Genomic DNA, 26,157 nt, shown 5'->3' with positions numbered 1-26,157 from the left:
GGCAAGGAGGGACTGGCGCACGTGGTGGAGCACCTGGCCTTCCGCTCGCGCCATGGGGGCAGCCCCACGGTGTGGACGCGGCTGGAGGCGGCCGGGGCGGGGCGGTTCAACGCGTTCACCAGCCTGGACCACACCGTCTACCAGACGCTCGCGCCGAAGGAGTCGCTGCCGGCGCTCCTGAAGATGGAGGGGCAGCGACTGTCCGCGCCGCTGGCCGGGGTGAGCGCGGAGGTGTTCGCGGTGGAGCGCGAGGTGGTGCGCAGCGAGCTGCGCCAGCGCAACGAGACGGGCTTCATCGGGCAGGTCTTCAGCTGGATGCACGCGGCCGCCTACCCGGCGGAGCACCCCTACTCGCGCCCCATCATCGGCACGCATGACACGCTGACCGGGCTCTCGCTGTCGGACGCCCAGCGCTTCACGCGCGCGCACTACCGGCCGGACAACGTGACGCTGGTCATCGCCGGGGACGTGGACCTGGCGGCCGTGGAGGCCGTGCTCCGGGAGAGCCTGCCGGAGTCGTGGACGGGCAGCGGCCTTCCGCTGGCCATCAGCCCGCGCCTGCCGGCGCAGCCGGTGGAGCCGCCGGTGGCGCCCGCTCCGAAGACGATGCCGGTGTACGAGGCGAACGTGGCGACGCCCGAGCTGTACCTGTCCTGGGTCCTGCCGCGCGGCTTCGACGAGGCCAGCGCCCTGCACGACTTCGTGAACGCCAGCCTGACGTCGAAGCTGTGGCGCTCGGTGATGACGGATTACGACATCGCTGGCATCCGCTCCCACCTCGTGCCGGGTACGCGCGCCTCGCTGCTGGTGGTGCGCGTGGCGCTCAACCGGGGGGAGGACCCGGAGCGCACGGCGACGAAGGTGCTGGACCAGGTCCACGGGGTGTGGACCCAGGCCATCCACCCGGGGGCGCTGCTCAGCAGTGAGTTCTCGTTCCAGTCCATGCGCCGCGGCGTCGTCACGGGCATGGTGCTCGAGTCCGAGGACCTGCTGTCACGCGCGGTGCGCCGCGCGGAGCTGACGCACTTCATGCTCGATGCGCGCGCCTACTCCCGCTCGCAGGTGGCGCTGGCGGGGCTGAATGGCAGCAAGGTGACGGACTTCGCCTACAAGTGGCTGCCGCGTGAGCGGGCGCGCGTCATCCTGGTGCGGCCCGGACAGAACGGCGTGGCCGGCGCTCAACAGGCCGTGGCGCGCACGCCCGACGCGCCTTCTCCGGTGTCCTCGGCGTGGCTGGTGCCCGCCGCGACGGCGGCGCTCTCCGGGCCCGTGCACACGCTGACGCTGGACAATGGCCTGGAGGTGCTGCTCGTCCCCCGGCCCGGCATGCCCGTGGTGCGCGTGGGCGCGGCGCTGCGTGGCGGCACGGCGTATGGCGCGAAGCCCGGGCTCGCGGCGATGGCGGAGCTGGGCTCGTTCCGTGAGACGTGGTTCGAGGGCTACCCCGAGGACTGGGGCCTGCATCCCGGAGGCTCGTACCAGACGGACCACCTGCGCCATGGCCTGGCTGGCACGGCGGGCAACGTGGGCAACATGCTGGCCATGCTGGCCGAGCAGCTCGACACCACGCGGATCAACTACGCCGTGGAGCGGGCCTTCCAGGAGCAGGTGCTGCCGCATCGGAAGGCCGTGGACGCGCATCCGGTGATTCGGGCGGAGCGCGCGCTGAAGAGCGCGCTCTACGGCACCCACGCGTATGCCCGCGAGGCCTCCGCGGACGAGATCGCGGCGGTGTCCTGGCAGGAGGTGCAGGAGTGGCTGGAGGACGTGTACCGGCCGGTCAACACGGTGGTGGTCATCGCCGGTGAGTTCGACGTGAAGGAGGTGGAGGCCCTGGCCCGCAAGTACCTGGGCGGCTGGAGCCGCGGCGGACGCGAGCCGGTGGCCGAGCCGCCCGAGCCGCCGCTGCCACCCGCCTCCTCGCGGTTGAAGACGGTCGTCACCGCGCGCCCCGGCGCGACGCAGGGCCAGGTGGACGTGGCCTGTCGGCTGCCGCGCGCAACGCCCGAGGCGGACGCGCGCTACTCGCTGATGGCGGAGCTGATGCAGGTGGACGCCTGGAACCGGATGCGCTCGGAGAGCGGCGCCAGCTATGGCTTCCACGCCGACACGTGGCTGGCACGGGCCGGCGCGGCCCATCTGCGGGTGAGCGGACTGGTGGACGCGCAGCAGGTGGGTGAGAGCGTGAAGTCCATCCAGGACGCCATCGCGCGGTTCGCCAAGGAGATTCCGACGGCGGAGCTGGAGCAGGCCCGCTCGCGGCTGCTCGCGCGGGAGGCGGTGTCGTTCGTCGGCTCTGACGCATGGGTGGACGCGCTGCTGACGGCGCGGATGCGGGGCTTCCCGGCCGATTCGGTCGCGCGGCAGCCCGCGAATCTCCAGGCGGTGACGGCCGAGGCCCTGCGTCAGGAGTTCTCCGGCTGCCTGGAACGCCTCACGGTGGGCGTCACCGCCGACGGGGAGCAGGCCCGCACCGAGCTGCAGGCCGTGTCCGTGCCGTAGGCCTGCGCTTCAGGTGTTGGAAGTGGGGTAGCCCCGGTCCGTATCGTCATACGACTGGGGCATACGAACACAGGGAAGGTGTGGCCTTGACGATCAGCGCTGGGACGGAGGTCTCATGGCACATTGGCGGGCGCGTTGGTGAACAGGGCATGGAAGAGCGTGGTGTGCGGGGGCTGGTTGAGCTGCACGATGAGGGGGATGGGAGTTGCCAGGACGTCCCGCGACAATGCGCTGATGCCGAATGTTGACTCAATTCTTCGTGCCATGACCGCCGCTGGTCCACGCATCGCGGGCAGCAGGTTCTCGAAGAAGAGTTGATGGCGGAAGACCTCCTTGCCTCTGTATTCATACTGCACGCCATAGACAACGTAGGCGGGCACCATGATGCTCATGCAGCCGACGACCACCCACTGAAGCGGCGAACGACGGCGTGTTCGAGGTGGGTATGCGGAGCACCTGAAACACGAGTCGATCCTCGAAGTGGCATCTCGAATCGAGAAGCCGGGTAGGTCTCTTCGTAGCTCGACCAGGAGGGACAGCCACTGCTCCCGTGTTGCCTCCGCTCCCGCCCACAGGGCACGGAATCGTTCGAGTTCCGGGCTGGCTTCACCCCTCGACTCATATTCCATGTCGGGCCGCCAGTACGTCCGCGCGACGGCTAGCAGGTCTTCCGTGTTGAGGGGCATCGGGTTCCAGTGGGAGGTGAAGCGTGGTTCAGTCCAGGCAGTATCTGGCTACTCGCGAGCCGCGCAGCGAACGCTCGAGGCATTGCGCGTAAGCTGTGACGAAGGCCGTGCAGGCCATTCCGAGAGGTGTGCTGGAAGTCGTGGGGCCGAAGGCAAGCGGTGCCGCCTCATTTGCGCACTTCGCGGCATGCCGCTGTGCGGATGCAACGGATACAGGTCCCCTCGCCTCGGTCTCCATCGGCACCTCGGTGCTGAAGATGCAGGTGAATGATTCGCCGGTGGCTCGCTTGATGAGAAGGTGGACGCAGGCCATTCGCCAGCCTCCTGCTCCCGGAGCTGTCTTTTCAACGATGGTCGTGAAGTCGAAGTGGCCTGGCTTCATGCGCCCCTCGACGAGCGTATGCCGGGGAACGGTGGTGCAGCCAACCATCAACAGCGCCCAGAGTGCCGTCAGGCAGCACTGAGCGCTCCTCGCGAGCGACGCTGACAGCGACGGACATCGCGCCATGCTCGGAGCCTGGCGGCCTGGACGTTTCAATGCCAAACGCGGAGCCGCTGGCAATGTTCCTGTACTGACAATGGGCCCGATGCGTTGGCTGTGCGGGTCCAGCCAACGCATCGACGGCGACGCGGTCATCCCTGTTCCGTTGACCGCGCCGCGAACCGTGTCCTCACGCGCTCGCGCAGCCCGTGGACGAAGGCGTAGAAGGTGGGCAGCACCAGCAGGGTGAAGAGGGTGGACGTGACGAGTCCTCCCACCATCACCACCGCGAGGGGCCGCTCCACCTCCGTTCCGTGCAGCGGCAGCACCAGCAGGGGGAGGAGGCCGAGGATGGCCGTGCACGCCGTCATCAGCTTGGGCCGCACCCGGCTGATGCTCGCCTCGCGCAGGGCCTCCGCGAAGGGCTTGCCACGTGCCATGACGAGCTTCGTCTGCGCCACCAGCACCAGCCCGTTCTGCACCGCGATGCCGAACAGGCCGATGAGCCCCACCAGGCTCGACACGTTCCACGTCTCCCCGGCGATGAGCAGCGCGAGGATGCCTCCCACGAAGGCGTCCGGCAGCGTGGCCACGATGACCAGCGCCTCCGACATCGAGCCCAGCGCGAGGTACAGCAGGATGACCACCGCGAGGATGGCCACCGCGATGGCCACCATCAGCGACTTCGCCGCGCGCTCCTGGCTCTCCACCCGGCCGCCCACGTCCAGGAAGTACCCCGTGGGCAGCTTCAGCTCCTCCGCCAGCCGCTCGCGCACCTCGGCCGCCGTGCTGCCCAAATCCCTTCCGGAGACACCCGCCTCCACCGCGATGCGCCGGCTGCCCGCCTCGCGGCGGATGCTGCCCGCGCCGAAGGTCTCCTCGATGTCCGCGAGCTGGCTCAGCGGAATCCGCGTGCCGTCGTGCCCGTCTATCAGGAGGTTGCGGATGGCGTTGGCATCGCCCCGCCGGTGGTCCGCCAGCCGCAGCATCAAGTCGTAGCGCCGCTGCCCCTTCCACACCTGGGAAGACTCCTGGCCCACCAGCCCCACGCGCACCGCGCGGATGACGTCGCCCGGCGTCAGGCCCACGCGCGCCACCGCGGCGCGATTCACGGTGATGCGCAGTTGCGGCAGCCCACTCAGCTTCTCCGCGCGCAGGTCCTCCACGCCCTCCACCTTCGCCATGATGGCGCGGGCCCGCTCGGCCAGCCCGGCCAGCGTCTCCAAATCGGGCCCGAAGATGCGCACCGAGAGGTCCGCGGGACTGCCCCCCAGGCCCTCGTCGATGCGCATGCCCAGCGGCGTGGTGAAGAGCGTGGACACGCCGGGCACCTTCTCCACCGCCTCTCGCATGTCCACCTCCAGCTGCTCCAGCGAGCGGCCCCGCTCCGGCTTGAGCACCACGAGCACGTCCGACAGCGTGTGCGGCATCGGGTCCTCGGTGCGCTCGGCGCGCCCCGTGCGGCGCACCACGTCGTCCACCTCGGGGAAGCCGAGCAGCACGTCCTCCACGAGGTGGTTGAGCCGGTCCACCTCCTCCAGTGACGCCTCCGGGGGCAGCACCGTCTGCAAGAGCAGCGCGCCCTCGTCCAGCCGGGGCATGAAGTCGCTGCCCACCACGAAGGCCAGGCCCAGCGCCGGCACCGTGACGGCGAGCGCCACCAGCCGCACGAGCCCCGCCCTGCGCATGCAGGCCTCCAGCAGTGGCGCGTACACGGCCTTCACCTTGCGCACGAGCCACACGTCCTCCGGTGCGTCCGGCCGGGGCGCGCGGAGGAAGAGCCCCGAGGCCACCGGTACCAGCGTGAGCGCCAGCGCCAGCGACGCGGTGAGGCACGCCACCACCGCCGCCGCCAGTGGCTGGTACATGCGTCCCTCGATGCCCGTCATCGCGAACAGCGGGATGAAGACCGCCACCACGATGAGCGTGGCGAAGGCGATGGGCCGGCCCACCTCCAGCGACGCGGCGAGCGCCTCCTCGCGCCTCGGCCTCCGCCCCGCGCCCTCGCGCAAATCGTGGACGATGTTCTCCGTGACGATGATGGCCGCGTCCACCAGCAGGCCCACGGCGATGGCCAGTCCGCCCAGCGTCATGGTGTTGATGCCGATGCCCGTGGCCTTCAGCAGCACCCCCGCCAGCGCCAGCGACAGGGGCAGGGTGAGCGTGACGATGAGCGCCGCGCGCCAGTCTCCCAGCAGCCCGAAGAGCACCAGCACCACCAGGAAGGCACCGAGAAGAATCGCGCGGCTCACGCCTCCCAGCGCGGAGTCCACCAGCTGCGACTGGTCATACACGACGCGCAGGTGCACGCCCTTGGGAAGGCTCTGCCGCAACTCGGTGAGCGCGTCGCGCACGCCCGCGGCCACCTGCTGCGTGTCCGCGCCGAACTGCTTGATGATCCGGCAGCTCACCACCTCGCCCTTCAGCCGGTGGGCGATGCCCCGGCGCAGCGCGGGGGCCTCGCGGATGTCGGCGACGTCCCCGAGCAGCACGGGCGTGCCGCCGCGCAGCGCCACCACGGTGCCGTTCAGGTCCTCCACCGTCTGCGCCCGGCCCACGGCGCGCACCGTCCACTCCATGGGGCCCTGCACCACGAAGCCGCCGGAGGCATTGAGGTTGGCGCCCTCCAGCGCGTGCTCCACCGCGTCCAGGGTGATGCCGCGCGCCACCATCTGGTCCGGGTCGAGCTGCACCTGGAACTGCCGCAGGTAGCCGCCCAGCCGCTCCACGCCCGCGACGCCGGGGACGGCGAGCAGCCGGTTCTTCACCTCGAACTCGGCCAGGTCGCGCAGGGTCATCAGGTCCGCCGCGCCGGGCTCCGCCTCCAGGGTGAACTCGAAGACCTCGTTGAGCCGGCCGGTGAGGCTGGAGACGAGCGGCGCGTCGGTGCCTGGAGGCAGCTCTCCCTGCGCCTGGGCCACGCGCTCCGCGACGTACTGACGGCTGCGGAAGTAGTCGGCATCCGGCTCGAACTCCACCGTCACCTGCGTCACGCCGAGCTGCGACGTGGAGCGGATGCGGCGCACGTCCGGCAGGCCCGCCAGCGCCACCTCCAGCGGAATGGCCACGGCCGTCTCCAGCTCCTCCGCGCCCATGGCCGCGTTCTGCACGATGACGTTGAAGATGGGGGCGGACAGGTCCGGGAACACGTCGCGGCGGAGGCCCTGGAGCGCCACCGCGCCGAAGGCGGACAGGGCCAGGGCCAGCACCACCGTGAGGCCGGGCCGGCCGAAGGACGCGCGCAGCACGCGGTCCACGATGGAAGGGGAGGCGTCCGTCTCAGTGCGCATGGCCTTCACCTCCGCCGCTCTGCTTGTCCACCTCGGCCTTGAGGAGGAAGGCGCCGTCCACCACCACCAGCTCGCCGACCTTCAGGCCGGACAGCACCTCCACCTCGCCGCCGAAGGTACGGCCCCGGCCCACTTCGCGGCGCTCGAACAGGCCGCGCGTCTCCGTGGGAATGAAGGCGACCCAGCCGTCCTCCAGACGCTGGAGGGCCGCCGCCGGCACGGTGGTGATGGCGGCGCCCGGGTCACCCAGCGGGAAGGACGCGGACGCGGACATGCCCGGCCGCAGGAGCCCCTCGCGGTTGTCCAGCTCCAGCCGCACGGGGATGGTGCGCGAGGCCGGGTCCACGCGCTGGCCCACGTGGCCCACCTTCGCGGTGTACTCGCGGCCCGGGAAGGCGGCGAAGGTGACGCGCGCGGAGGCGCCGCGCTGGATGCGCACGGCATCGCGCTCGAAGGCGTGGACGATGAGCCACAGCGAGGACAGGTCGCCGATGCGGAACAGGGGGTGCTCCGGGTCCGCCATCTGTCCCATGCTCGCGGCGCGCTCGATGACGGTGCCGGACAGGGGCGAGCGCAGCACGAAGCCCGGTGCGCCCTGGCCTCCGCGCAGCTCTTCCTCGCTCGCACCCAGGGCGGTCAGCTCCGCCCGGGCGGCGGCCACTTCCGCGTCGGCGGCGGCCGCGTCCGCCTCGGCGGCCTGCACGTCCTTCTGCGCGACGATGCGCTCCTCGGCGAGGGTGCGCTTGCGCTCGGCGGCCTGTCTCGCGGTGGCGGCGCGGGCCTGGGCCGCCTGCAGCGCGGCGCGGGCCTTGCCCAGCTCGGGGCTGCGCAGCTCGGCGAGCTTGTCGCCCTGCTTCACCTCCTGGCCGGTGGTGACGAAGACGGTGCCCACTCGCGCGGAGATGGGCGAGGCCACCTCGGCGTAGGCGTTCTCGCTGAAGGTCAGCTCGCCCAGCACGGTGACGCTCTCCCCGCCGGGGCGCTGGGCCACGCGGGCGGTGGTGACGCGCAGGTCTCGCAGCATCTCGGAGGCGATGCGCACGTGCGGCTCGCCATGGTCGTCATGGGCCTTCGCGCCTTCGCCTTCCTCGTGCTCGTGCGTGTCCTCGTGCTTCGGCGCCTCGGACTTGCAGGCGGAGAGGGACACGACGAGCAGGGTGGACAGGAGGATGTATGGGGACTTCATGGAAGGGCTCCTGTCTCCACGGCGAGCTGCACGCGGGCGAGGGCGGCCTGGAGGAGGCTGTCGAGGATGGCGGTACGGGCTTCGAGCGTGTCACGGCGGACGAGGAGGAACTCGGCGAGTCCCATCTCTCCGGCCTCGTAGGACTTGAGCGCGAGCGATTCGTTGTCGGCGAGCAGGGGGAGGGCCTCGTGCTCCAGCAACTCCACCGCTTCCTGTCGCTTGCGGTGCAGCACGCGCGCGGCTTCGACCTGGACGTCGCGCTCGCGGCGGGCGGCCTCCAGGGCCGTCTGGAGGCGGCGCACGCGGGCCTCGCCCGTCACCCGCGCCTCCTGTCCCCGGGCGAAGAGGGGCAGCGTCACGTTGAGGGTCCCGAGCACGGCGGACTCGTCGACCTCACGCTGGTAGCGCACGCCCACGCCGAGGTCGGGCCATCCGCCGCTCCGGCCCAGCCGGAGGTCGGCCTCCGCCTGCGCCAGCTCCGCCTCCAGCGCGACGAGGTCTGGGCGTTCTCCCGTCGAAGCTGGAGTCCGAGCCTGGGCGAGGGGGTCCGGACGCGCGCTCGCCGAAGCAGGCGCCGCTCCTTGGATATCTTGGTCCGGGCGCTCTGGCCGCCCCCCTGCGGTGACGGCCAGGGCCCGCAGCTCGCCGCGTACGCCAAGGGGCTCCGCGGGCCCGAGGCCCAGCAGCGCGCGCAGCATGTAGAGCAGGGACGCCTCCTCACCCTCCGCGCCCGCCACGTCCGCGCGGGCCCGGGCCAGCGCCACGCGCGCCACGTTGACGTCCACCACGGGCACGTCTCCCGCTTCGAAGCGTCGCTGCGTGGACTGAGCGGTGCTCACGGCGGCGGTCTCCGCCTCGCGGGCCAGCCGCGTCCGCTCCCGCGCGTGCAGGGCCCGCAGGAAGGTGGCGGCCACCTCGCCCAGCACGCGGCGCTCGGCGTCGCGCTGGCTCGCTGTCTCCCGCGCCAGTCCTGCGCGCGCGGAGTCCCGGCGGGCACCCTGCTTGCCACCCAGCTCCAGGGGTTGCACGAGTCCCACGCCCACTTCCGTGCCGCGCTCGCCTCCAGCAAGGGTACGCGGCCCGGCCTCCAACTGGAGGGTGGGGTTGTCTCGCAGAAGAGGCGCGGCGCCCGCCACGGCCCCTCGGGCCTCCGCGACGCGGCCGGCGGCGTCGAGCAGCGAGGGAGCACGCTGGCGAGCCAGGGCCAGGGTTTCTTCGAGCGTGAGCTCGGAAGTGGATTGTGCCGCGGCGAAGCGCGGCGGGAACAATGCGACGGAGAGCCCGAGGGCCGCCGTCGCGAGACGATGGAACACGGAAATAGACCTCGCGAAGTCGGCGAGCGTCAGGCGGAGGAGTGCCCATGGGCACCCCCGTCCTGACGGACGCGTGCGGACAGAAGACGGAAGACGGACGTCTGCCTACGCGAGAGGGGCTATGGGGACGTGCAGGATGTCACCCGCGTCCGCGGAGGCCGGCTCGTCCTCGTCATGCGCGAGCAGCAACGGCATGGGCACGCGCAACGCGAGCGAGGGCAGGGCCACGGGCGCGGCGACGGAGCGCACATGGCCACAGCAGGTGCAGTCGGAGCAGTCGGGCGCGCACTGTCCCCGCTCGTCATCGTCGGGGCAGCTCTGCGCGCACACCTCGCCCGCCGTGTCCGACAGGACGGGCAGCAGCCGCCCCATGCTCGGGGCGAACAGCAGCAGGCAGAGGATGAGCCAGACGCGAAGCACGGCGGCACTCCTACCACGCTTTCGGACCGAACGCGCGGTGGAGTCTCACGTAGGGTGTGGGTGCACGGAGGTGCCCCGGGCAGGGGGAGCTACTTCCCCGGCCCACCGGGAGAGAGGCGGTCCTTGAAGAGGACGCCGTCCTTCATGATGAGCAGCAGGTTCTTCTCCGGGTCCTCGAACAGCCGCAGGTCCTCGAGCGGGTCGCCGCTCAGCACCAGCAGGTCGGCGAGCGCGCCCTCCTCGATGACGCCGAGCGTGCCGGGGTAGGGATTGCGCGGCCCCGACAGCGCCAGGAGCGCGGCGTTGTCCCCCGTCGCCATCCTCAGCACCTGCGCGGGGGTGAACCAGCGGGCCATCTTCGCCAGCCGCGCGCCCTGCCGCTCGGCCAGCCTCGGCTCGAAGAGCACGTCGGTGCCCCAGGCCAGCCGGACGCCGTGCTTCTTCGCCAGCGCGTAGGCCCTGTCCGTTCCGGCGCTGATCTCCCGCTGCTTCGCGCGCCGGGCCTCGTCCGGCATCGGCGTGGCGTCCGCGTCGTCGAGGAACGGCTGCAGGCTCCACCAGACGTCCCGCTCCTTCATCAGCTTCACCGTGGGCTCGTCGGCCAGTTGTCCGTGGTCGATGCACCTCACGCCGGCCGCGATGGCCTGCTGGATGGCCTTCGGGGTGTAGGCGTGGACGGTGACGTAGGTGCCCCAGTTCTCCGCGGCCTCGACGGCGGCGCGCAGCTCCGGCCCGGTGTACTGCGTGGCGTCGAGCGGGTCGTACTGCGAGGAGACGCCGCCTCCCGCCATCAGCTTGAGCTGGCTGGCGCCGCGCATGAGCTGCTCGCGGGCGCGCAGGCGGACCTCGTCCGGCGTGTCGGCGATGGCGGCGGCCCCCATCTGCTCCGTGTAGCTCAGGGGCCCGGAGCCGTCCCGGGGCAGCTCGGACAGCATGCGGAAGTCCCCGTGTCCGCCCGTCTGCGAGATGAACGCGCCGGACGGATAGATGCGCGGCCCCGCGACGAGCCCTTCGTCGATGGCCCGCTTGAGGCCGAACACCGGGCCGCCCAGGTCGCGCACGGTGGTGAAGCCGCGCAGCAGCGTCCGCTCGGCGTTGCGCCCCGCCACCAGGTTCACGTAGCCGATGTCCGCCGTCATGGCGACGGTCACCGGGAGCACGGCGAACATCGAGTGCCAGTGCGCGTCGATGAGCCCCGGCATCAACACACGGCCACCGCAGTCGATGACCGGGGTCCCCGCTCCGTCCTCCGGGGGGATGGGCGCGGTGGAGATGCGCTCGATGAGGCTGCCCCGCACCCGCACGCTCGACGGCGCCGACAGCGTGCCGCCGCGGCCGTCGAAGATGCGCGCGTTCTGGAGCAGGACGGCGGGCCGTCCGTCCGGGAAAGGCATGGGTCCGTCTCCTCTCGCAAGGTGACGCTCGGACGAGCGCGCCCGCATCCTGCTCAGCGCGTGGCGCTGGCGAGGGGCGGGGCGCTTCGTCCGGAGGACCCGGGTCCGGTTCCCATCACTTCGAAGAGGGCTTCCACGCCGCCGTCGACACGGGGACTGCCCCGCGGGGCAGCCTCGCGGCGGATGCGGCCCTCAGGAGATGCCCTTGCGCAGCCGGTTCCAGTCGAAGTTGGGCGCGGGGTCGTTCTTGCGGCCCTTGGGCACCGCGACGTCGGCGTGCCCGACGATGTTCTTCATGGGCACGTCGTACTGCTGCTTGAGGTAGCCGGTGAGCTGGGTGAGCGCCTTGTACTGGGCCTCGGTGAAGGGCGTCTTTCCGTCGCCGGCGTTGACGATTTCGATGCCGATGGAGCGGCTGTTCATGTCGGTGGGCACGCCGTGCAGCGCGCTGTTGCCCGCGTGCCACGCGCGCTTCTGGTCATTGACGAGCTGGTAGATCTTCCCGTCGCGGTCGACCATGTAGTGCGCGGACACCTGGCTCTTCGGGTTGCGCATCCACGCCAGGTCGCCCGCGCCGTTGTTGGACGCCGTGTGGTGCAGGACGATGCTGTCGATGTCCTTCCCCCCGCGTTCGTTGTAGTTGGGCGAGGGCGCGCTGATGACGGGCGGCTTGGTGAACTTGCCCCCGTTCGTCGGCGGAGGCTTCGTCGGCCCGTCCACGGGCGGCTTGCCGCCACTGGAGAGCGCCTTCTTCAGCGCCGCGTGCGTCAGCTCGCCGTAGTAGCCGGTGGTGGGCAGCTTCTTGTCGCCCTGGAACTTCTTCACGGCCGCTTCCGTCTTGGGGCCGAAGGTGCCGGGGCCCGTGGCCACCTGGGCCTTCGTCATGTAGCCCAGCTTCACCAGCGCGTCCTGGAGCTGCTTCACCTTGGGACCGGTGTCACCCTTGCGCAGGCCCGCGGGAGGCGCGGTGACGGCGGCGGAGGGCGCGGCGGCGCGCGTGAGCTGCGCCGGAGCGGCGCGAGTCGTCGAGACGGAGGGGGGAAGCCGGACGCTCATGGGGGGACTCTCGGGAAATGGGAAAACCGTCCCGATTATCCGCCCCACGGCCTGGAAGTTGCGAATCCCGCACCCTCCGTCACGCCGGGCGCACCCCGAGTGGCATCAGGCCGCGCCGCGCGAGGCGGGCTTCGGCTGGATGAGCTCCGTGGAGAAGTAGCGCTCCATGCGGTCCGGGAACACCGTCACCACCTGGGCGCCGGGGCCCAGCCGCTTCGCGGCCTCGACGGCCGCCGCGTAGTTGAGGCCGGAGGAGGGGCCCACGGGGAAGCCGCGGCGGATGAGGGCGCGCGCGGTGCGCATGGCCAGCTCGTCCGACACGTCCAGCTCCACGCGGCCCGGCATGTCCGCGTCGCGGTAGAGCTTGGACATGCCGTCCACCACGCCCGGCACGCGCGGGCTGAAGCTGCAGCACTCGATGTCGCAGCCCAGCCCGGCGATGGGGCGCGCCACGAAGGCCGTCACCGGGCAGCCGGCCTCGGCGAAGGCCTCGTACAGCCCCACCACGGTGCCGCCGGTGCCCACGCCGCTCACCACGCCGTGCACCAGTCCGCCCGGCACCTGCGTCAGCACCTCCTGGCCCGTCCACACCCGGTGCGCCTCGGCGTTGTCCGGGTTCTCGAACTGGCGCGGGGCGAATGCCTTGCGCTCGCGCGCCAGCTCCTCGGCCCGGGCGATGGCGCCCCGCACGCCGGACTCGCGCGGCACCAGCACCACGTCGCCGCCATACGCGCGGATGGTCAGCAGGCGCTCGTCGGTGACGCCCTCCGGCATCACCGCCGTGAAGCGCAGCCCCATCTGCGCGCTGGCCAGCGCCAGGGCGATGCTCGTCGAGCCGCTGGACGCCTCCACCACCTCGCCGCCCGGGCTCAGCTCGCCCAGGCGCCACGCCTTCTCCAGCATGTAGCGGGCGATGCGGTCCTTGGTGGAGCCGCTGGGGTTGAGGAACTCCAGCTTGCACCAGATGGTGGGCCCTTCCGCCTCCAGGCGGACGGGAACGAGCGGCGTGGGACCCACGGCCTGGAGAAAGCGGCCATCCGCGGGGAGCGGGCGACAGGGAGGACGCATGAGGTCTCTCCCTACTCCGAAATGGGCCTTCGCGGGAGCACCGCTGAACTTTTTGCAGCCTTCGGAGCTTCTGAAAGCCCGCCTACCCAGGAAGCAGACACTCCCTGGCGGGTTACGCTTGGCGTGCGCGGGTCGGCGCGAGTACGAAAGAGACCCCCGACCCGCGCATGACTTCCAAGCCCGCCGTCATCCTCAACGTCAATGATGACGTCGCCAGCCGTTACGTGACGTCGCGCGTGCTGGGTCTGGCCGGCTTCCGCGTGGTGGAGGCCGCCTCCGGTCACGAGGCGCTCGCGCTGGCGGACGAGCACACCGACCTGGTCATCCTCGACGTGCGCCTGCCGGACATCAGCGGGCTGGAGGTGTGCCGGCGGCTGAAGGCCGCGCCGCGCACCCAGAACGTGCTCGTGTTGCATCTGTCCGCGCAGGCGGTGGGGCCGGGCGACCGGGCTCAGGGCCTGGAGCATGGCGCGGACGGCTACCTCGTGGCCCCGGTGGACCCGGAGGAGCTGGTCGCCCAGGTGCACGCGCTCTTGCGGCTGCGCAAGGCCGAGCGCGAGGTGCAGGCGCTGTCCGCGGAGGTGGAGAACCAGCGCCGGCTCCTGGAGCTGGCCATCTCCAGCGCCGCGGAGCCCATCGTCCTCTATGACGGCACCGGGCGCGTCATCTACGTCAACCAGGCCCTCCAGGCGTCGCGAGGCAGCCACGTCGTGCACGGCGTGGGCAAGACGCTGGAGCAGATGGCCGCCGAGGACCCCGCGCTGGCGCCCTACACGCGCCTCGTGGAGGAGGCGCTGCGCACCGGGCAGGTGCAGCGGGGCTCCATCAACCTGTCCTCCTCGGAGCGGGGGCCCCGGCACTACTCCTTCGTGGTGTCCCCGGCGGTGGCGCCCGACGGGCGGGTCATCGCGGCGATGTCCTCCTCGCGCGACGTCACCGAGGAGCGCAGCGCGGAGGAGTTCCGCGAGCAGTTCATCGGCATGCTCGGGCACGACCTGCGCAACCCCCTCAACGCCCTGTCCATGTCCGCCCAGCAGCTGCAGCGCCGGGGCGGGCTGGACGAGCGCCAGGCCAGCCTCACCACGCGCATCCTCACCAGCGCGGAGCGGATGGACCGGATGATCCGCCAGCTGCTGGACTTCGCGCGCGCGCGGCTGGGCGGTGGCATTCCCGTGATGCGGATGCCGTGCGACTTGTTCGACGTCGTGCGCCGCACCGTGGAGGAGCTGCGCGCCAGCCACCCCGGACGGGTGGTGCAGTTGGAGGTGCTGGGAGACGGCCGGGGCGAATGGGACGGGGACCGGCTGGAGCAGGCCCTGGGCAACCTGCTGGCCAACGCGCTGAAGTACAGCCCCGCGGACACGCCGGTGACGGTGCAGGCCGAGGGCGGTCCCCAGGGCGCGGTGCTGCGGGTGCACAACCAGGGCGCGCCCATCCCCGCCGAGGAGCTGCCCTACGTCTTCAGCGCCTGGCGTCGGGGCCACAAGGCGCGGCGCGAGGGGGGCTCGGCGGCGGGCCTGGGCCTGGGGCTGTACATCACCCATCAGATTGCCCGTGGCCACGGGGGCGACGTGGAGGTCTCCTCCAGTGCTCCGGGTGGCACGACCTTCACGGTGCGTCTGCCACGATGATGACCAGCCAACGGAAGCAGTGCGTCGACCCTCGCCGCGGGACGATGTTGTTGCCAGTTTCTGGTCATGCCGGCCGAGAAGCTCATCTTCGCCCAGTCCGTGGAAGCCCTCTTCGTGCGCGCCCTGGGGCCGCACCTCACCCGTGAAGGCCGCCAGGCCCTGAAGGCCGCGGGCCTGGACCTGTCCGAGCCGCTGCGCCCGCACTACACGGTGGAGCAGTGGCGCGGCTTCCTGCGGGTGGCCGCGAAGGACGTCTTCCCGGGCCTGCCGCCGCACGACGCCCTCTTCGAGCTGGGCGCGCGCTACCTGCAGGGCTTCCGGCAGACGTCGGTGGGCCGGGCCAGCATGGCGCTCGTCACGCAGCTGGGGCCGCGCCGCACGCTGGAGCGGGTGCCCTACAACGTCCGGGCCGGCAACAACTTCAACGAGGTGCGCGTGGAGGAGTCCACCCAGGACTCGGCCACGCTGTGGATGAAGGACGTCACGGCGGACAACCCGTACTTCGCCGCCGGCTTCCTCGCGGAGACGCTGCGCTCGGCGGGCGCGGGGCAGGTGAAGGTGGAGCCCATCGCCTTCGACGGCACCGCCGCCACCTTCCGCCTCACCTGGACGCGCGGCGTGGCCCGCGCGCCCGTCGCCGTCCGCCGCGCTTGAGTTTCACGCGGCCTGGATGACGCCAGGAGTGCCGGGCTGCCGCTGGGTGATGTCCGCCAGCACGCCCAGCACCCGGCCGATTCGCCCATCCTCCGCGCGTGAGCGCGCCCGCAGCGCCTGCCGGCGCACCTGCCCGTCGGGCAGCGTCACGCGGTAGTCCAGCACCACCTCGCCGGGCGCTTCGGCGCAGCGGGCCAGCCGCTCCGCCACGCCCAGCCGGTCCTCCGGGTGCACGCGGGACAGGAAGGTCCCCAGCGTCTCCTCGCCAGGCAGCTCCGCCTGTCCGAAGAGGGCCGCCGCGTTGCGCTCCCAGTGCAGCACGCCCTCTGGCAGCCGCAAGTCGAAGAGCGTCAGCGACGCGGCGGACAGCGCCTGGAGCATCCGCGCCTCGTTGCGCCGCAGCGCCTCCTCCATGGCCTTGCGCTCGGTGATGTCGCGGCTGATGCCGAACAGGCCGAACACCGTGCCCGTGTCGTCCTTCAGCACGCCCTTGGTGGACAGCCACACGCGCTGCTTGGGGCCGCGCTGCGACTCCTCGTAGGTGAAGGTGTGGCGGAAGGCCAGCACCTCGCGGTCATGCGACGTGGTGGTGCGTGCCTCCTCCGGCCACAGCTCCGCGTCCGTGTGGCCCACCACTTCTTCCACCGTCTTGCCCATCAGCCGCGCGCCGGCCGCGTTGATGCGCGTGTACCGGCCCGCGAGGTCCTTCGTGTAGATGGCGTCCGTGCAGCCCTGGAGCACGGCGGTGAAGAGCGCGCTGGTGCGTCGCAGGGCGTCCTCGGTGCGACGGCGCTGGGTGATGTCCGCCAGGTACACCAGCAGCCCGCCGGACGCGGGCACCGCCGTCGCGCGCAGGTGCACCTGGTGCGTGGCGAGGCACTCCTCGAACTCCACCGTGCGCCCGGTGCTCAGCGCGCGCTGGAGCTGGCGGCGCAGCGTGGACTCGGGGCCTTCCGCGTAGGCGTCCCACAGCGAGCGGCCCAACAGCTCGTCCCGGCTGAAGCCCAGCAGCTTCTCCGCGGCGCGGTTGGCGTGGCGCACCCGGAAGCCCCCGTCCAGCGCGAGGAAGGCGTCCGGCATGCACTCCACGTAGGCGCTCATCCGCTCCTCGAAGGCCTCCGCGTCCACGACGAAGCGCGCCTCCTCGGTGATGTCCGCCAGCCACACCGCCAGGCGGCCGTCCTCCATGCGCACCGCCCGTGCGCGCACCTGTCGCGCCGCCTCGCCCTCGCCCCAGCTGAAGGCATGCTCGGTGCGCTCGCCGGTGGACACGGTGGTGCTCCAGGGTGCGAGCATTCCGGCCAGCGCGGGCCGCCCCGCCAGCAGCGGCTGGCCGGCGAGGCCGGGGCCCAGCAGCGCTTCGGCGGCCGGGTTGGCGTAGTCGCAGAGAAAGTCGTCGGGTGCCGCGGCGCGCTCTCCCCGAGGGCGGAGGGCGAGGAAGCCGTCCGGATTGAGTGCTTCGAGCGTGTAGCGGTTGGCAGAGGAGTCCATGGCGGCCGGGGGCTGGAGTCGCCGCCAGCATGCGTCCGGCACGGCCCGTCCGCCGCGCTGCGTCGCCGCACATGGGGAATACGTGACAGCGCCATGCGCCTGCCGTCGCCAGCGGAACGCGCGTCCAGGGTTTGCGGAGTCTTGGGATGGGGTTGGTACGTAGTTCCAGAGGACAATGGGTCCGCGTTGACGCCGGGCTGCACCTGTGTTCAGGCTGCTTCTGGAGAGGTGCGCATGGCCCCGCAAATCAGCCTCGACTTCGCCGCCGAGTGCGCGGCGCATCCCGCGCTGGCCCCGTTCCACCCGGTGGTGCGGCGCTGGTTCGCCGAACGCCTGGGCGAGCCCAGCCGTCCGCAGGTGGAGGGCTGGCCACTCATCCACGCCGGGCACGACGTGCTCATCGCCGCCCCCACGGGCAGCGGCAAGACGCTCACCGCCTTCCTCGCCGCGCTGGACTCGCTCTTCCGCGCCGCGCTGGAGGGCACGCTGACGGATTGCACGCAGGTGCTCTACGTGTCGCCGCTGAAGGCGCTGGGCAACGACGTGCAGAAGAACCTCCTCCAGCCGTTGGAGGAATTGCTCGCCCGCGCTCGCGCGGAGGGCTACCAGCCGAGGGAGCTGCGCGTGCAGGTGCGCAGCGGGGACACGCCCGCCTCCGAGCGCTCGCAGATGGTGCGCCGCCCGCCGCACATCCTCATCACCACGCCGGAGTCGCTCTACCTCTACCTCACCGCCGAGCGCGCCCGCGCCACGCTGCGCGGCGTGCGCACCGTCATCGTGGATGAAATCCACGCGCTCGCGCGCGACAAGCGCGGCAGCCACTTCGCCCTGTCCATGGAGCGGCTCAAGGCGCTCACCGAGGTGCGCCCGCAGCTCATCGGCCTGTCCGCCACGCAGAAGCCGCTGGATGCCATCTCCGCCTTCCTCACCGGCGCCTCCCACCGCGAGTGCCGTCGCGTGGAGGTGGGCCACCTGCGCCCGTGGGATTTGACGCTGGAGATTCCAGACGCGGAGCTGTCCTCGCTCGCCACGCACGAGATGTGGGGCCAGGTCTATGACCGGCTGGTGGAGCTGACGGGCCAGCACCGCACCACGCTCATCTTCGTCAACACGCGGAAGATGGCGGAGCGCGTGGCCCATGACCTGGGCGAGCGGCTGGGGGAGGGGCTGGTGGCGGCCCACCACGGCAGCATGTCGCGCGAAATCCGGCTCGCGGCCGAGGAGAAGCTGAAGACGGGGCAGCTGCGCGCCATGGTGGCCACCGCGTCGCTGGAGCTGGGCATCGACGTGGGCAACGTGGACCTGGTGGTGCAGCTCGGCAGCACGAAGGCCATCTCCGTGCTGCTCCAGCGCGTGGGCCGCGCGGGCCACCACAAGGCGGGCATCTCCAAGGGCATCCTCTTCGCGATGACGCGCGATGAGTTGATGGAGTGCGCCGCGCTCCTCAACGCCGTGCGCGAGGGCGACCTGGACACGGTCATCATCCCGCAGAAGCCGCTGGACGTGCTGGCCCAGCAGGTTGTGGCCGCGTGCGCCTGCGAGGAGTGGGACGAGCGCGCCCTCTTCAGCCTCTTCCAGCGCGCGTACCCGTACCGCGACCTCACGTGGGAGGAGTACCAGGGGGTGCTGGAGGTGCTGTCGGAGGGCATCGCCGCCGCGAAGGGCCGCGCGGGCATCCACCTGCACAGGGACCGCGTCAACCAGCGCCTGAAGGGCCGGCGCGGGGTGCGCATCACCGCGCTCACCAATGGTGGCGCCATCCCGGACACCTTCACCTTCAGCGTCACCGCCGAGCCCGAGGGCAAGGTGGTGGGCACGCTGGACGAGGACTTCGCGGTAGAGTCGTCGCCCGGGGACATCTTCCTCCTCGGCAGCACCGCGTGGCGCATCCAGCGGGTGATGGGCAGCACCGTGGTGGTGGAGGACGCGAAGGGCGCGCCGCCCAACGTGCCCTTCTGGCGCGGCGAGGCGCCGGGCCGCACGGACGAGCTGTCCTCGCAGGTGGGCCGGCTGCGCAAGGAGTTGCTCGAGCGCGCGGACGCGCCGGGCTTCCTGCAGAAGGAATTGCGCATGCCGCCGCCCGCGGTGGACGCGCTGATGGGCTACCTGCGGCTGGGGCAGAAGATGCTCGGCGCGGTGCCCTGCCACACCACCGTGGTGGCCGAGCGCTTCTTCGACGAGGCGGGCGGCATGCAGCTCATCATCCACGCGCCCTTCGGCAGCCGCATCAACCGCGCGTGGGGCATGGCGCTGCGCAAGCGCTTCTGCCGCTCGTTCGACTTCGAGTTGCAGGCGGCGGCCACCGAGGACGGCATCCTCCTGTCGCTGGGCGAGCAGCACTCCTTCCCGCTGGCGGACATCTTCGACTTCCTCCACCCGGACAACGTGGAGGAGGTGCTGGTGCAGGCGGTGCTCCAGGCGCCGATTTTCGGCACCCGCTTCCGGTGGGTGGCCACGCGGGCGCTGGCGCTGCACCGGATGATGGGCGGCAAGCGCGTGGCGCCCAACCTCCAGCGCGCGCGCAGCGAGGATTTGCTGGCCGCCGTCTTCCCCGCGCAGGTGGGCTGCCAGGACAACCACGGGGGCGGCGACATCGAACTGCCGGACCACCCGCTGGTGAAGCAGACGATGGACGACTGCCTGCGCGAGGCCATGGACATCGAGGGTCTGCGCGAGGTGCTGCGGCGCATGCGCGACGGCCGCATCCGCCTGGAGGCGCGCGACGTGCCGGAGCCGAGCGTCTTCGCGCACGCGATGATTCACAGCCAGCCGTACACCTTCCTGGACGACGCGCCGGCCGAGGAGCGCCGCGTGCGCAACGTGGCCCTGCGCCGCGCCATGCCCGCCGAGGACGCGGCGGCCTTCGGCGCGCTGGACGCCGCCGCCATCGCCACGGTGGTGGAGGACGCCGCGCCCCCCATGCGCGACGAGGACGAGCTGCACGACGTCCTGTTGCAGTGGGTGCTGGTGCACGCGCACGAGGTGCCGCGCGGGATGGAGGTGTCGCTGTTCAAGCAGGGGCGGGTGGCGTGGCTGGAGCTGCCCCAGGGCCGCTTCCTCGTGTCCGCCGAGCGGGGCAGCGCGGTGCGGGCGCTCTTCCCGGACGCGGTGACGCAGCCGGCCCTGCCGGTGCTGGCGCATGACCGGCCGGTGGAGCGCGAGGCCGCCGTCCTCCAGGTGGTGCGCGGGCGCATGGAGATGCTGGGGCCCACCACCGTGGCGGAGCTGGCACGGCTCATCGTGCTGCCCGAGGACGAGGTGAACCTCGCCCTGCACGCGCTGGAGTCGCAGGGCTCGGTGCTGCGCGGCCACTTCCGCCCGCTGGAGGCGCCGCTGGCCCCGGGCGAGACGCCGCCCCTGGAGTGGTGCGACCGGCGCCTGCTCCAGCGCATCCACCGGATGACGGTGGGGCGGCTGCGCCGGGAAATCGAGCCGCTGAGCGCGCAGGACTTCATGCGCTTCCTCTTCCGGTGGCACCACCTGGAGGACGTGGACGCGCTGCGCGGCTCCACGGGCCTCTTGAAGGCGGTGCGCCTGCTGCAGGGCTACGAGGCGCCGGCCTCGGCGTGGGAGCGCTTCCTGCTGCCGGCGCGCATGCGCGGGTACACGCCGGACATGCTGGAGCGGGCCTGCTACGCGGGCGAGGTGGCTTGGGGCCGGCTGACGATGAAGGACGCGAAGCCCGCGCCGGGGCCACGCCGTGGCGCGCCGGTGACGCCGCCGGAGCCCGAGGCCGCGCCCGCGCCGCGCTCCCGGGCATCGCCCACGCGCAACGCGCCGCTGACCTTCGTGCTGCGCGAGGACCTGGAGTGGATGCTCACGTCGGCCCGGCCGCACGCGGTGCTGGCGGACGGGGACGTGTGGACGCCGCCAGATTTGAGCGCCGCCGCGAAGGACGTGGTGGCGGTGCTGGAGCGGCGCGGCGCGTGCTTCTTCCAGGACCTGGTGTCGCGCGCGCGGCGGCTGCCCGCGGAGATTGAAGACGCGCTGTGGGAGCTGGTGGCGCGCGGGTTGGTGACGGCGGACGCGGTGCAGAACCTGCGCATCCTCCAGAGCCCGGCGCACCGCAAGCGGCAGAAGCTGTTGCAGCGCGGCGGCCCGGGCCGCTGGAGCCTGCTGGCCCCGGCCGAGCCGAAGCCGGCGGACGAGGTGATGGAGTCCCTGGCGAAGCTGTTCCTCCAGCGCTACGGCATCGTCTGGCGCGACCTCGTCATGCGCGAGGCGCTGGCGCCCACCTGGCGCGAGTTGTTGTTCGTGTACCGACGCATGGAGGCGCGCGGCGAGGTGCGCGGCGGGCGCTTCGTGGCGGGTTTCGTGGGCGAGCAGTTCGCGCTGCCGGAGGCGGTGGACATGGCGCGCGCGGTGCGCCGTCAGGCGCCGTCGGGGGTGCGGGTGCAGCTGTCCGGCGTGGACCCGCTCAACCTCACCGGTGTGGTGACGCCAGGGCCGCGCGTGCCCGCCATGCCGGGGAATGTCGTCACGTATGTGGACGGCGTGCCGCGAAACGTTGACGCGCTGGACGATGACGCCGACGCCAACGTTGGAGAGGACACTGACGGCGGCGGTGGCGAGGCCATGGCCAGTTGAGCGGCGTAGGGTGCCCCCATCGAGCGCGTCTCGTTGGGGGGTGCCTATGCGCCGGCTGGTGTTGCTGGGTCTGTTGTTGCTTTCCGTCTCCGCATGCTCCGGTGACGATGAGCCGGCCGTGGGCACCGTGCGCGGAGAGCTGACGCCCTTCCGCAGCAACAACGCGTCCACGGAGGGCGGTGTCTCCAGCGCCGTCCGTCCGCCCTTCCGAGCGGCGGAGTGGGCGAAGCTGAGGGAGCAGCTGCGTGGCGCGCGCGCCCAGGGCCCGCGCAAGGGCGGCGGTCCAGTGGTGACGGACCCGGGCCTGCCCATCGTCCCGCCACCGGTGGGCGAGCCGCCGCTGTCGCGCATTCCGAAGACGGACCCGACGATTCCGGGGGACGTCATCCTGCGCTTCGAGGAGGCGGGCCTGCTGCCCGAGCGCGTGCTGGAGGCGGCGAAGCTCCCGGGCTACCGCGCGGTGCACAAGGGGTACGCCAGCGAGTTCCTGCACCTGGTGGGCTTCGAAGCGCTGGACGGCCACGCGGTGACGGCGGAGGAGACGCGAGGGCTGGTGGCGCGGCTCGCGAAGGTGCCGGGCGTGCGCTACACGGAGGGCAACCTGCGCATGTACCCGCTGCGGGTTCCCAACGACCGGGCCTACGGCATGCAGTGGCATTACCCGACGCTGAACCTCCCGGCGGCCTGGGACATCGAGTCGGACGCGACGGGCGTGGTGGTGGCGGTGCTCGACAGCGGCATCGTGCCGCACCCGGACCTCGATAACCGCCGGGTGCCGGGCTACGACATGATTTCGGACCCGGCCAACGCGGCGGACGGGAACGGTCGTGACGGGAACCCGCTGGACGAGGGCGGCGAACTGCCCAACGGCGGCTCCGCATGGCATGGCTCGCACGTGGCGGGCACCATCGCCGCGGAGACGAACACGAACACGAATGGCGTCGCGGGCGTGGCCTGGAACGCGCGCATCCTTCCGGTGCGGGTGCTGGGGCGGGATGGTGGCTCCACCTTCGACATCGTGGCGGCCATGAACTGGGCCACGGGCGGCAGCGTGACGGGCGTGCCGGCCAACGCCAACCCGGCGAAGGTGGTGAACATGAGCCTGGGCGGCGAGGCGCCGCCGCAGCAGACGTACCAGGAGGCCATCGACGCGGGCACCCGCCGCGGGTCCATCTTCGTCATCGCCGCGGGCAACGAGAACATCGAGGCCAGCCGGAGCACGCCGTGCAACCAGACGAACATCATCTGCGTGGGCTCCACCAGTCTGGCGGGCCGGCGCAGCAGCTTCTCCAACTACGGGTCGGCGGTGGATGTCATGGCCTCCGGCGGCGAGATGCGCGAGGACCTCAACGGCGACGACTATCCGGACGGCGTGTTGTCCACCGGGCGGGACGAGAACAACCGGCCGGCGTACATCTTCCTGCAGGGCACCAGCATGGCCGCGCCACACGTGGCGGGTGTGGTGGCGCTGATGGCGGCGGCCGCGGCGCGGTCGGGGGTGGAGCTGACGACTGAGTTGGCGGAGAGCACGCTGAGGGCCACGGCCACCGCGATTTCCGCGGGGCAGTGCCCGGGCGGGTGTGGCTCGGGGCTGGTGAATGCGCGGTCCGCGCTGGCGCGCATCTCCAACGTCAATCCTGACCAGCTTCCGCCCCAGTTGAGCGTCACCACGACCACGCTCTTCTTCCGGGGGAGCGGGAGGCAGCAGCTCACGGTGAGCAACGTGGGGGGGCGCCAGGGGGGTGAGTTGACGGTGACGGCGTCCGTGTCCGGGGCGGAGGCCTCGCGAGTCACGGTGTCTCCGGCGCAGGTGACGGTGCCGGTGTTCGCGTCGAGCACGCTGGACGTGACGGTGAACGCGGCGGGGCTGGCGGACGGGGAGTACGTGGTGACGTTGAACCTGGCGGGCTCTGGCGCGGCGGGCTCGGCGACGGTGCAGGTGGAGATCGACGTGGGCGGCGCGCGGGACCTGGACGCCATCGTCGCCTTCGTCTGGGAGGAGGATGGCGAGTGGCAGGCGGCGGAGGAGGCGCTGACGTTGGCTCGGGCCTCGGAGAACTACGCGTACTCCATCGAGCTGACGCCGCGCACGTACTACGTGCTGGGAACCATCGACGAGGACCAGGACGGCGAGCTGTTCGAGGAGGGGGAGCGCACGGGGTTCTGGCGCAACCTGGACGACTTCGAGGCGCTGGAGGTGGAGGAGGGCGAGACGCTGGAGGACGTGAGCTTCGACCTGCTGCCGCTGGCCCCCATCGAGGACGAGCCGGACCTGGAAGTGGGCGGTGCGTGCACCGATGATTCGGCGTGTCCGGGGGGCGTGTGCGTGACGGACTACCCGGGAGGGTACTGCACGCTGGAGTGCAGCGACGCGGCGTGTCCGGTGGGCTCGCGGTGCTACCGGTTGGGTACGAACACGGCGGCGTGTCTGGCGACGTGCACGGTGGAGGTGGGCACGGGGCAGGGGGACTGCCGGCCGAACTACGTGTGCTACCAGGACAGCACGGGCTCGGGGTATTGCCAGCCGAGCTGCATCGGTACGGGCCTGGACTGCGCCTCGGGCGTCTGCGACGCGAGCGGCTTCTGCCGCTGAGGTGTCAGCGGACTTCCAGCTCGCGGAAGGTGACGCCGTCCAGCTCGAGGCGCTTCACGGCTTCGACGAAGCGCTCGGTGACGAGGATGATTCCGGGGACGTCCCGCATGCGGAAGACGTCCACATGTTCCGGCAATGTCGCGGCGTCCAGGACGATGGGGTCGGGGAGCTTGAAGGAGTCGTCGCCACACGTCGGACAGGGAGGCTTGCGATCGGGCGGGAGGCAGGTTGGGTGCATCTGGCCATGCAACTCCAGTTGGAGGTCTAGCAGCTCGGGCGGCGGTTTGCCCCGGAAGCGCACGTCGATGGGGTAGCCCTGAAGGCCACGCACGCCAGCGGCCTGCAATCTCTCAAAAGCCCCTCGGCGGACCAGCAGCGTCCACGGGTTCTGCATGAAGAGCTGGCCCATACGGCTCATGCCCTTGCCGGTGATGGGACCCAGTAATGCACCGGGTTGCAGCACGGCCCACGAAGGAACGAACGGGCGTACCAGCTCGATGAGGCGAGCGATTTCCTCTTGTGGGACCGGCCACGGATTGGAGAGCTTCTTGAGTTCGTGCGCAGGGAGGCTCGACAGGTCAGCGCACGGGTATTGAAACCCGGCGATGCCTCCTCCCTTGCGGCACGTTGGGCAGGGCTCTGCACCCGGTATGCTCCACTTGTTGATCGCATCATCGAGGTTGCCCGTGTAACCCAGGGAGGTGTCTTCGGTGGCTTCGTAGAACTTCACGGTTCCTCTCTCCACGGCGGCATCCATCAAGGATTACGAATCTGGGGATACTGCTGATACGGCCCCAAGGGGGCGTTATAGGGCACGACAGGGCCCGTCAGCTCGAAGCGGAAGATCAGCTCGACGGCCTTGCGGTGCAGGTCTTCTGAATTCACGCGTTGGCGGCGCATGACGTTGTAGTACTCGCGCCAGGCTTGGTTCCACATCCCTCCGCGCCCGGTGCCGCTGTGAATCTGCCGGTGGATGTGCTCCGGAATGAGGATGGTGAACTTGTGGATGTCCACGCCATTTCGGGTGAACCACAATGCCAGGTCGCTCTGCTGCGGGAACAAATGGTGATGCACCAGCTTGCCCGGCTCGCGAGGCAGTGCCGGTAGGAACCCCTCCCGGTACCGGAAGTGGAACACCATCCGAGGCCGAGCGCCGGGCCGCAGGCCCGTGTTCCTCCAGTTGCGAAAGGCCGGAGCTCGATAGGGCGGACGGTAGTACCCCTGCGCCAGCTCCACGTCAGGCCGCACGGGCGCGCGCGCCACCGCGTCCGTGTCCACGTCCTCGCAGTCGAAGAGGCCGCAGTCCCCACCCTCGCAGACCAGCACGAGGCACTGCTCCGAATCCGCATACTCACACGCCTCCGCTCGCTCGGCCTCCTCGAACGCACGCACCTCGGGAGAGGACGTGGCACAGCCGCACAGCAGCAGGACAGCCAGCAACATCCAAGGTCGCGAGCGCATCGTCATGATGCGCGGACGATACCGTCATCACCGTGCCCGCTGGAGCAGCACCGCGCGGCTGTCCACGTTGAGCACCTGCGTCCCTCCCGTGAGAGTGGCGAGCGGTTCCTCCCAGTGCGCATGGCCGCACACCACCAGCACCTCCTCCCGCCCTTCGAGCACCTCGCGAATCGGCGCACTGCCATGCACACGCCTGCCGGGCACATCCGGCCCCGCGTGCAGCACGAGCACCTCCGGTTTCTCGCGCAGCACCGCGCCCATCATCCGCAGGTGCTCCGCCTCCTCCCGCCGCCCCAGCTTGCCCTCGCGCCCGATGATGCCGCCGAGCCCGCCCACCCGCAGTC

16 protein-coding genes and 1 pseudogene are annotated in these 26,157 nt (G+C 71.4%); 5 read left to right on the top strand and 12 right to left on the bottom strand.

Annotated elements, in window-relative coordinates; translation table 11 throughout:
- The coding region (locus tag HG543_RS30680) for a M16 family metallopeptidase (RefSeq protein WP_169348454.1) at window positions 1–2,502 on the top strand (2,502 nt) is incomplete at its 5' end.
- A gap of 113 nt (window positions 2,503–2,615) precedes the next feature.
- On the opposite strand, the gene HG543_RS30675 is transcribed toward HG543_RS30680, so the two are convergent.
- The 8 genes from HG543_RS30675 to HG543_RS30640 form a co-directional block, all read right to left on the bottom strand.
- The gene (locus tag HG543_RS30675; RefSeq protein ID WP_169348439.1) at window positions 2,616–2,894 is read right to left on the bottom strand and encodes a hypothetical protein; all 279 of its coding nucleotides are present in this window, start codon (window positions 2,892–2,894) and stop codon (window positions 2,616–2,618) included.
- Window positions 2,895–3,821: 927 nt separating this feature from the next.
- Window positions 3,822–6,959 (bottom strand): efflux RND transporter permease subunit, encoded by a 3,138-nt coding sequence (locus tag HG543_RS30670; RefSeq protein WP_171818004.1) that lies wholly within the window; start codon window positions 6,957–6,959, stop codon window positions 3,822–3,824.
- Window positions 6,949–8,145: an efflux RND transporter periplasmic adaptor subunit gene (locus HG543_RS30665; protein ID WP_169348452.1), complete on the bottom strand. Its 1,197-nt coding sequence runs from the start codon at window positions 8,143–8,145 to the stop codon at window positions 6,949–6,951. Before HG543_RS30665 ends, HG543_RS30670 begins: the two co-directional genes overlap by 11 nt.
- The gene (locus HG543_RS30660; protein ID WP_169348451.1) at window positions 8,142–9,458 is read right to left on the bottom strand and encodes a TolC family protein; all 1,317 of its coding nucleotides are present in this window, start codon (window positions 9,456–9,458) and stop codon (window positions 8,142–8,144) included. Before HG543_RS30660 ends, HG543_RS30665 begins: the two co-directional genes overlap by 4 nt.
- A 105-nt stretch (window positions 9,459–9,563) precedes the next feature.
- On the bottom strand, window positions 9,564–9,878 hold the full coding sequence (locus HG543_RS30655; protein ID WP_169348450.1) for a hypothetical protein: 315 nt from the start codon (window positions 9,876–9,878) through the stop codon (window positions 9,564–9,566).
- Window positions 9,879–9,967: 89 nt separating this feature from the next.
- Complete coding sequence (locus HG543_RS30650) at window positions 9,968–11,272, bottom strand: metal-dependent hydrolase family protein (protein ID WP_211194267.1); 1,305 nt, start codon at window positions 11,270–11,272, stop codon at window positions 9,968–9,970.
- A gap of 192 nt (window positions 11,273–11,464) precedes the next feature.
- A complete protein-coding gene (locus tag HG543_RS30645; RefSeq protein ID WP_169348448.1) occupies window positions 11,465–12,328 on the bottom strand; it encodes a peptidoglycan recognition protein family protein in 864 nt (287 codons plus the stop codon).
- 105 nt (window positions 12,329–12,433) lie between these two features.
- Window positions 12,434–13,396, bottom strand: a complete 963-nt coding sequence (locus tag HG543_RS30640) for a PLP-dependent cysteine synthase family protein (RefSeq protein WP_169348447.1) — start codon at window positions 13,394–13,396, stop codon at window positions 12,434–12,436.
- 167 nt (window positions 13,397–13,563) lie between these two features.
- Between HG543_RS30640 and HG543_RS30635 the strand changes: the two genes are divergently transcribed.
- Together HG543_RS30635 and HG543_RS30630 are read left to right on the top strand one after the other, a co-directional pair.
- Complete coding sequence (locus HG543_RS30635; RefSeq protein ID WP_169348446.1) at window positions 13,564–15,027, top strand: ATP-binding protein; 1,464 nt, start codon at window positions 13,564–13,566, stop codon at window positions 15,025–15,027.
- 66 nt (window positions 15,028–15,093) lie between these two features.
- Window positions 15,094–15,681, top strand: a complete 588-nt coding sequence (locus tag HG543_RS30630) for a DUF2378 family protein (protein WP_169348445.1) — start codon at window positions 15,094–15,096, stop codon at window positions 15,679–15,681.
- Between the two features lie 3 nt (window positions 15,682–15,684).
- Here HG543_RS30630 and HG543_RS30625 read toward each other — a convergent pair whose 3' ends face one another.
- Window positions 15,685–17,172, bottom strand: coding sequence for a PAS domain-containing protein (locus HG543_RS30625; protein WP_169348444.1), 1,488 nt, complete (start codon window positions 17,170–17,172; stop codon window positions 15,685–15,687).
- Between the two features lie 234 nt (window positions 17,173–17,406).
- Here HG543_RS30625 and HG543_RS30620 point away from each other — a divergent pair, with 234 nt between their 5' ends.
- Both HG543_RS30620 and HG543_RS30615 read left to right on the top strand, forming a co-directional pair.
- Window positions 17,407–21,759, top strand: coding sequence for a DEAD/DEAH box helicase (locus tag HG543_RS30620; RefSeq protein ID WP_169348443.1), 4,353 nt, complete (start codon window positions 17,407–17,409; stop codon window positions 21,757–21,759).
- Between the two features lie 46 nt (window positions 21,760–21,805).
- Window positions 21,806–24,352: a S8 family peptidase gene (locus HG543_RS30615; protein ID WP_169348442.1), complete on the top strand. Its 2,547-nt coding sequence runs from the start codon at window positions 21,806–21,808 to the stop codon at window positions 24,350–24,352.
- Between the two features lie 4 nt (window positions 24,353–24,356).
- Here HG543_RS30615 and sitI6 read toward each other — a convergent pair whose 3' ends face one another.
- The 3 genes and pseudogenes from sitI6 to HG543_RS30600 form a co-directional block, all read right to left on the bottom strand.
- Window positions 24,357–25,082 carry a SitI6 family double-CXXCG motif immunity protein gene (gene sitI6 / locus HG543_RS30610; protein WP_171819036.1) on the bottom strand — a complete coding sequence of 242 codons (726 nt, stop codon included), beginning with the start codon at window positions 25,080–25,082 and terminating at the stop codon, window positions 24,357–24,359.
- Window positions 25,083–25,108: 26 nt separating this feature from the next.
- Window positions 25,109–25,819: a SitA6 family polymorphic toxin lipoprotein gene (gene sitA6 / locus HG543_RS30605; RefSeq protein ID WP_439332612.1), complete on the bottom strand. Its 711-nt coding sequence runs from the start codon at window positions 25,817–25,819 to the stop codon at window positions 25,109–25,111.
- Window positions 25,820–25,840: 21 nt separating this feature from the next.
- Window positions 25,841–26,157: pseudogene (locus tag HG543_RS30600) on the bottom strand (metallophosphoesterase family protein); the annotation flags it as partial.

The sequence above is a fragment of the Pyxidicoccus fallax genome, from assembly GCF_012933655.1.
Taxonomy (GTDB): Bacteria; Myxococcota; Myxococcia; order Myxococcales; family Myxococcaceae; genus Myxococcus; species Myxococcus fallax.
Note: the sequence above shows the minus strand (reverse complement) of the source record. Positions and strands in the feature narration are given on the sequence as shown.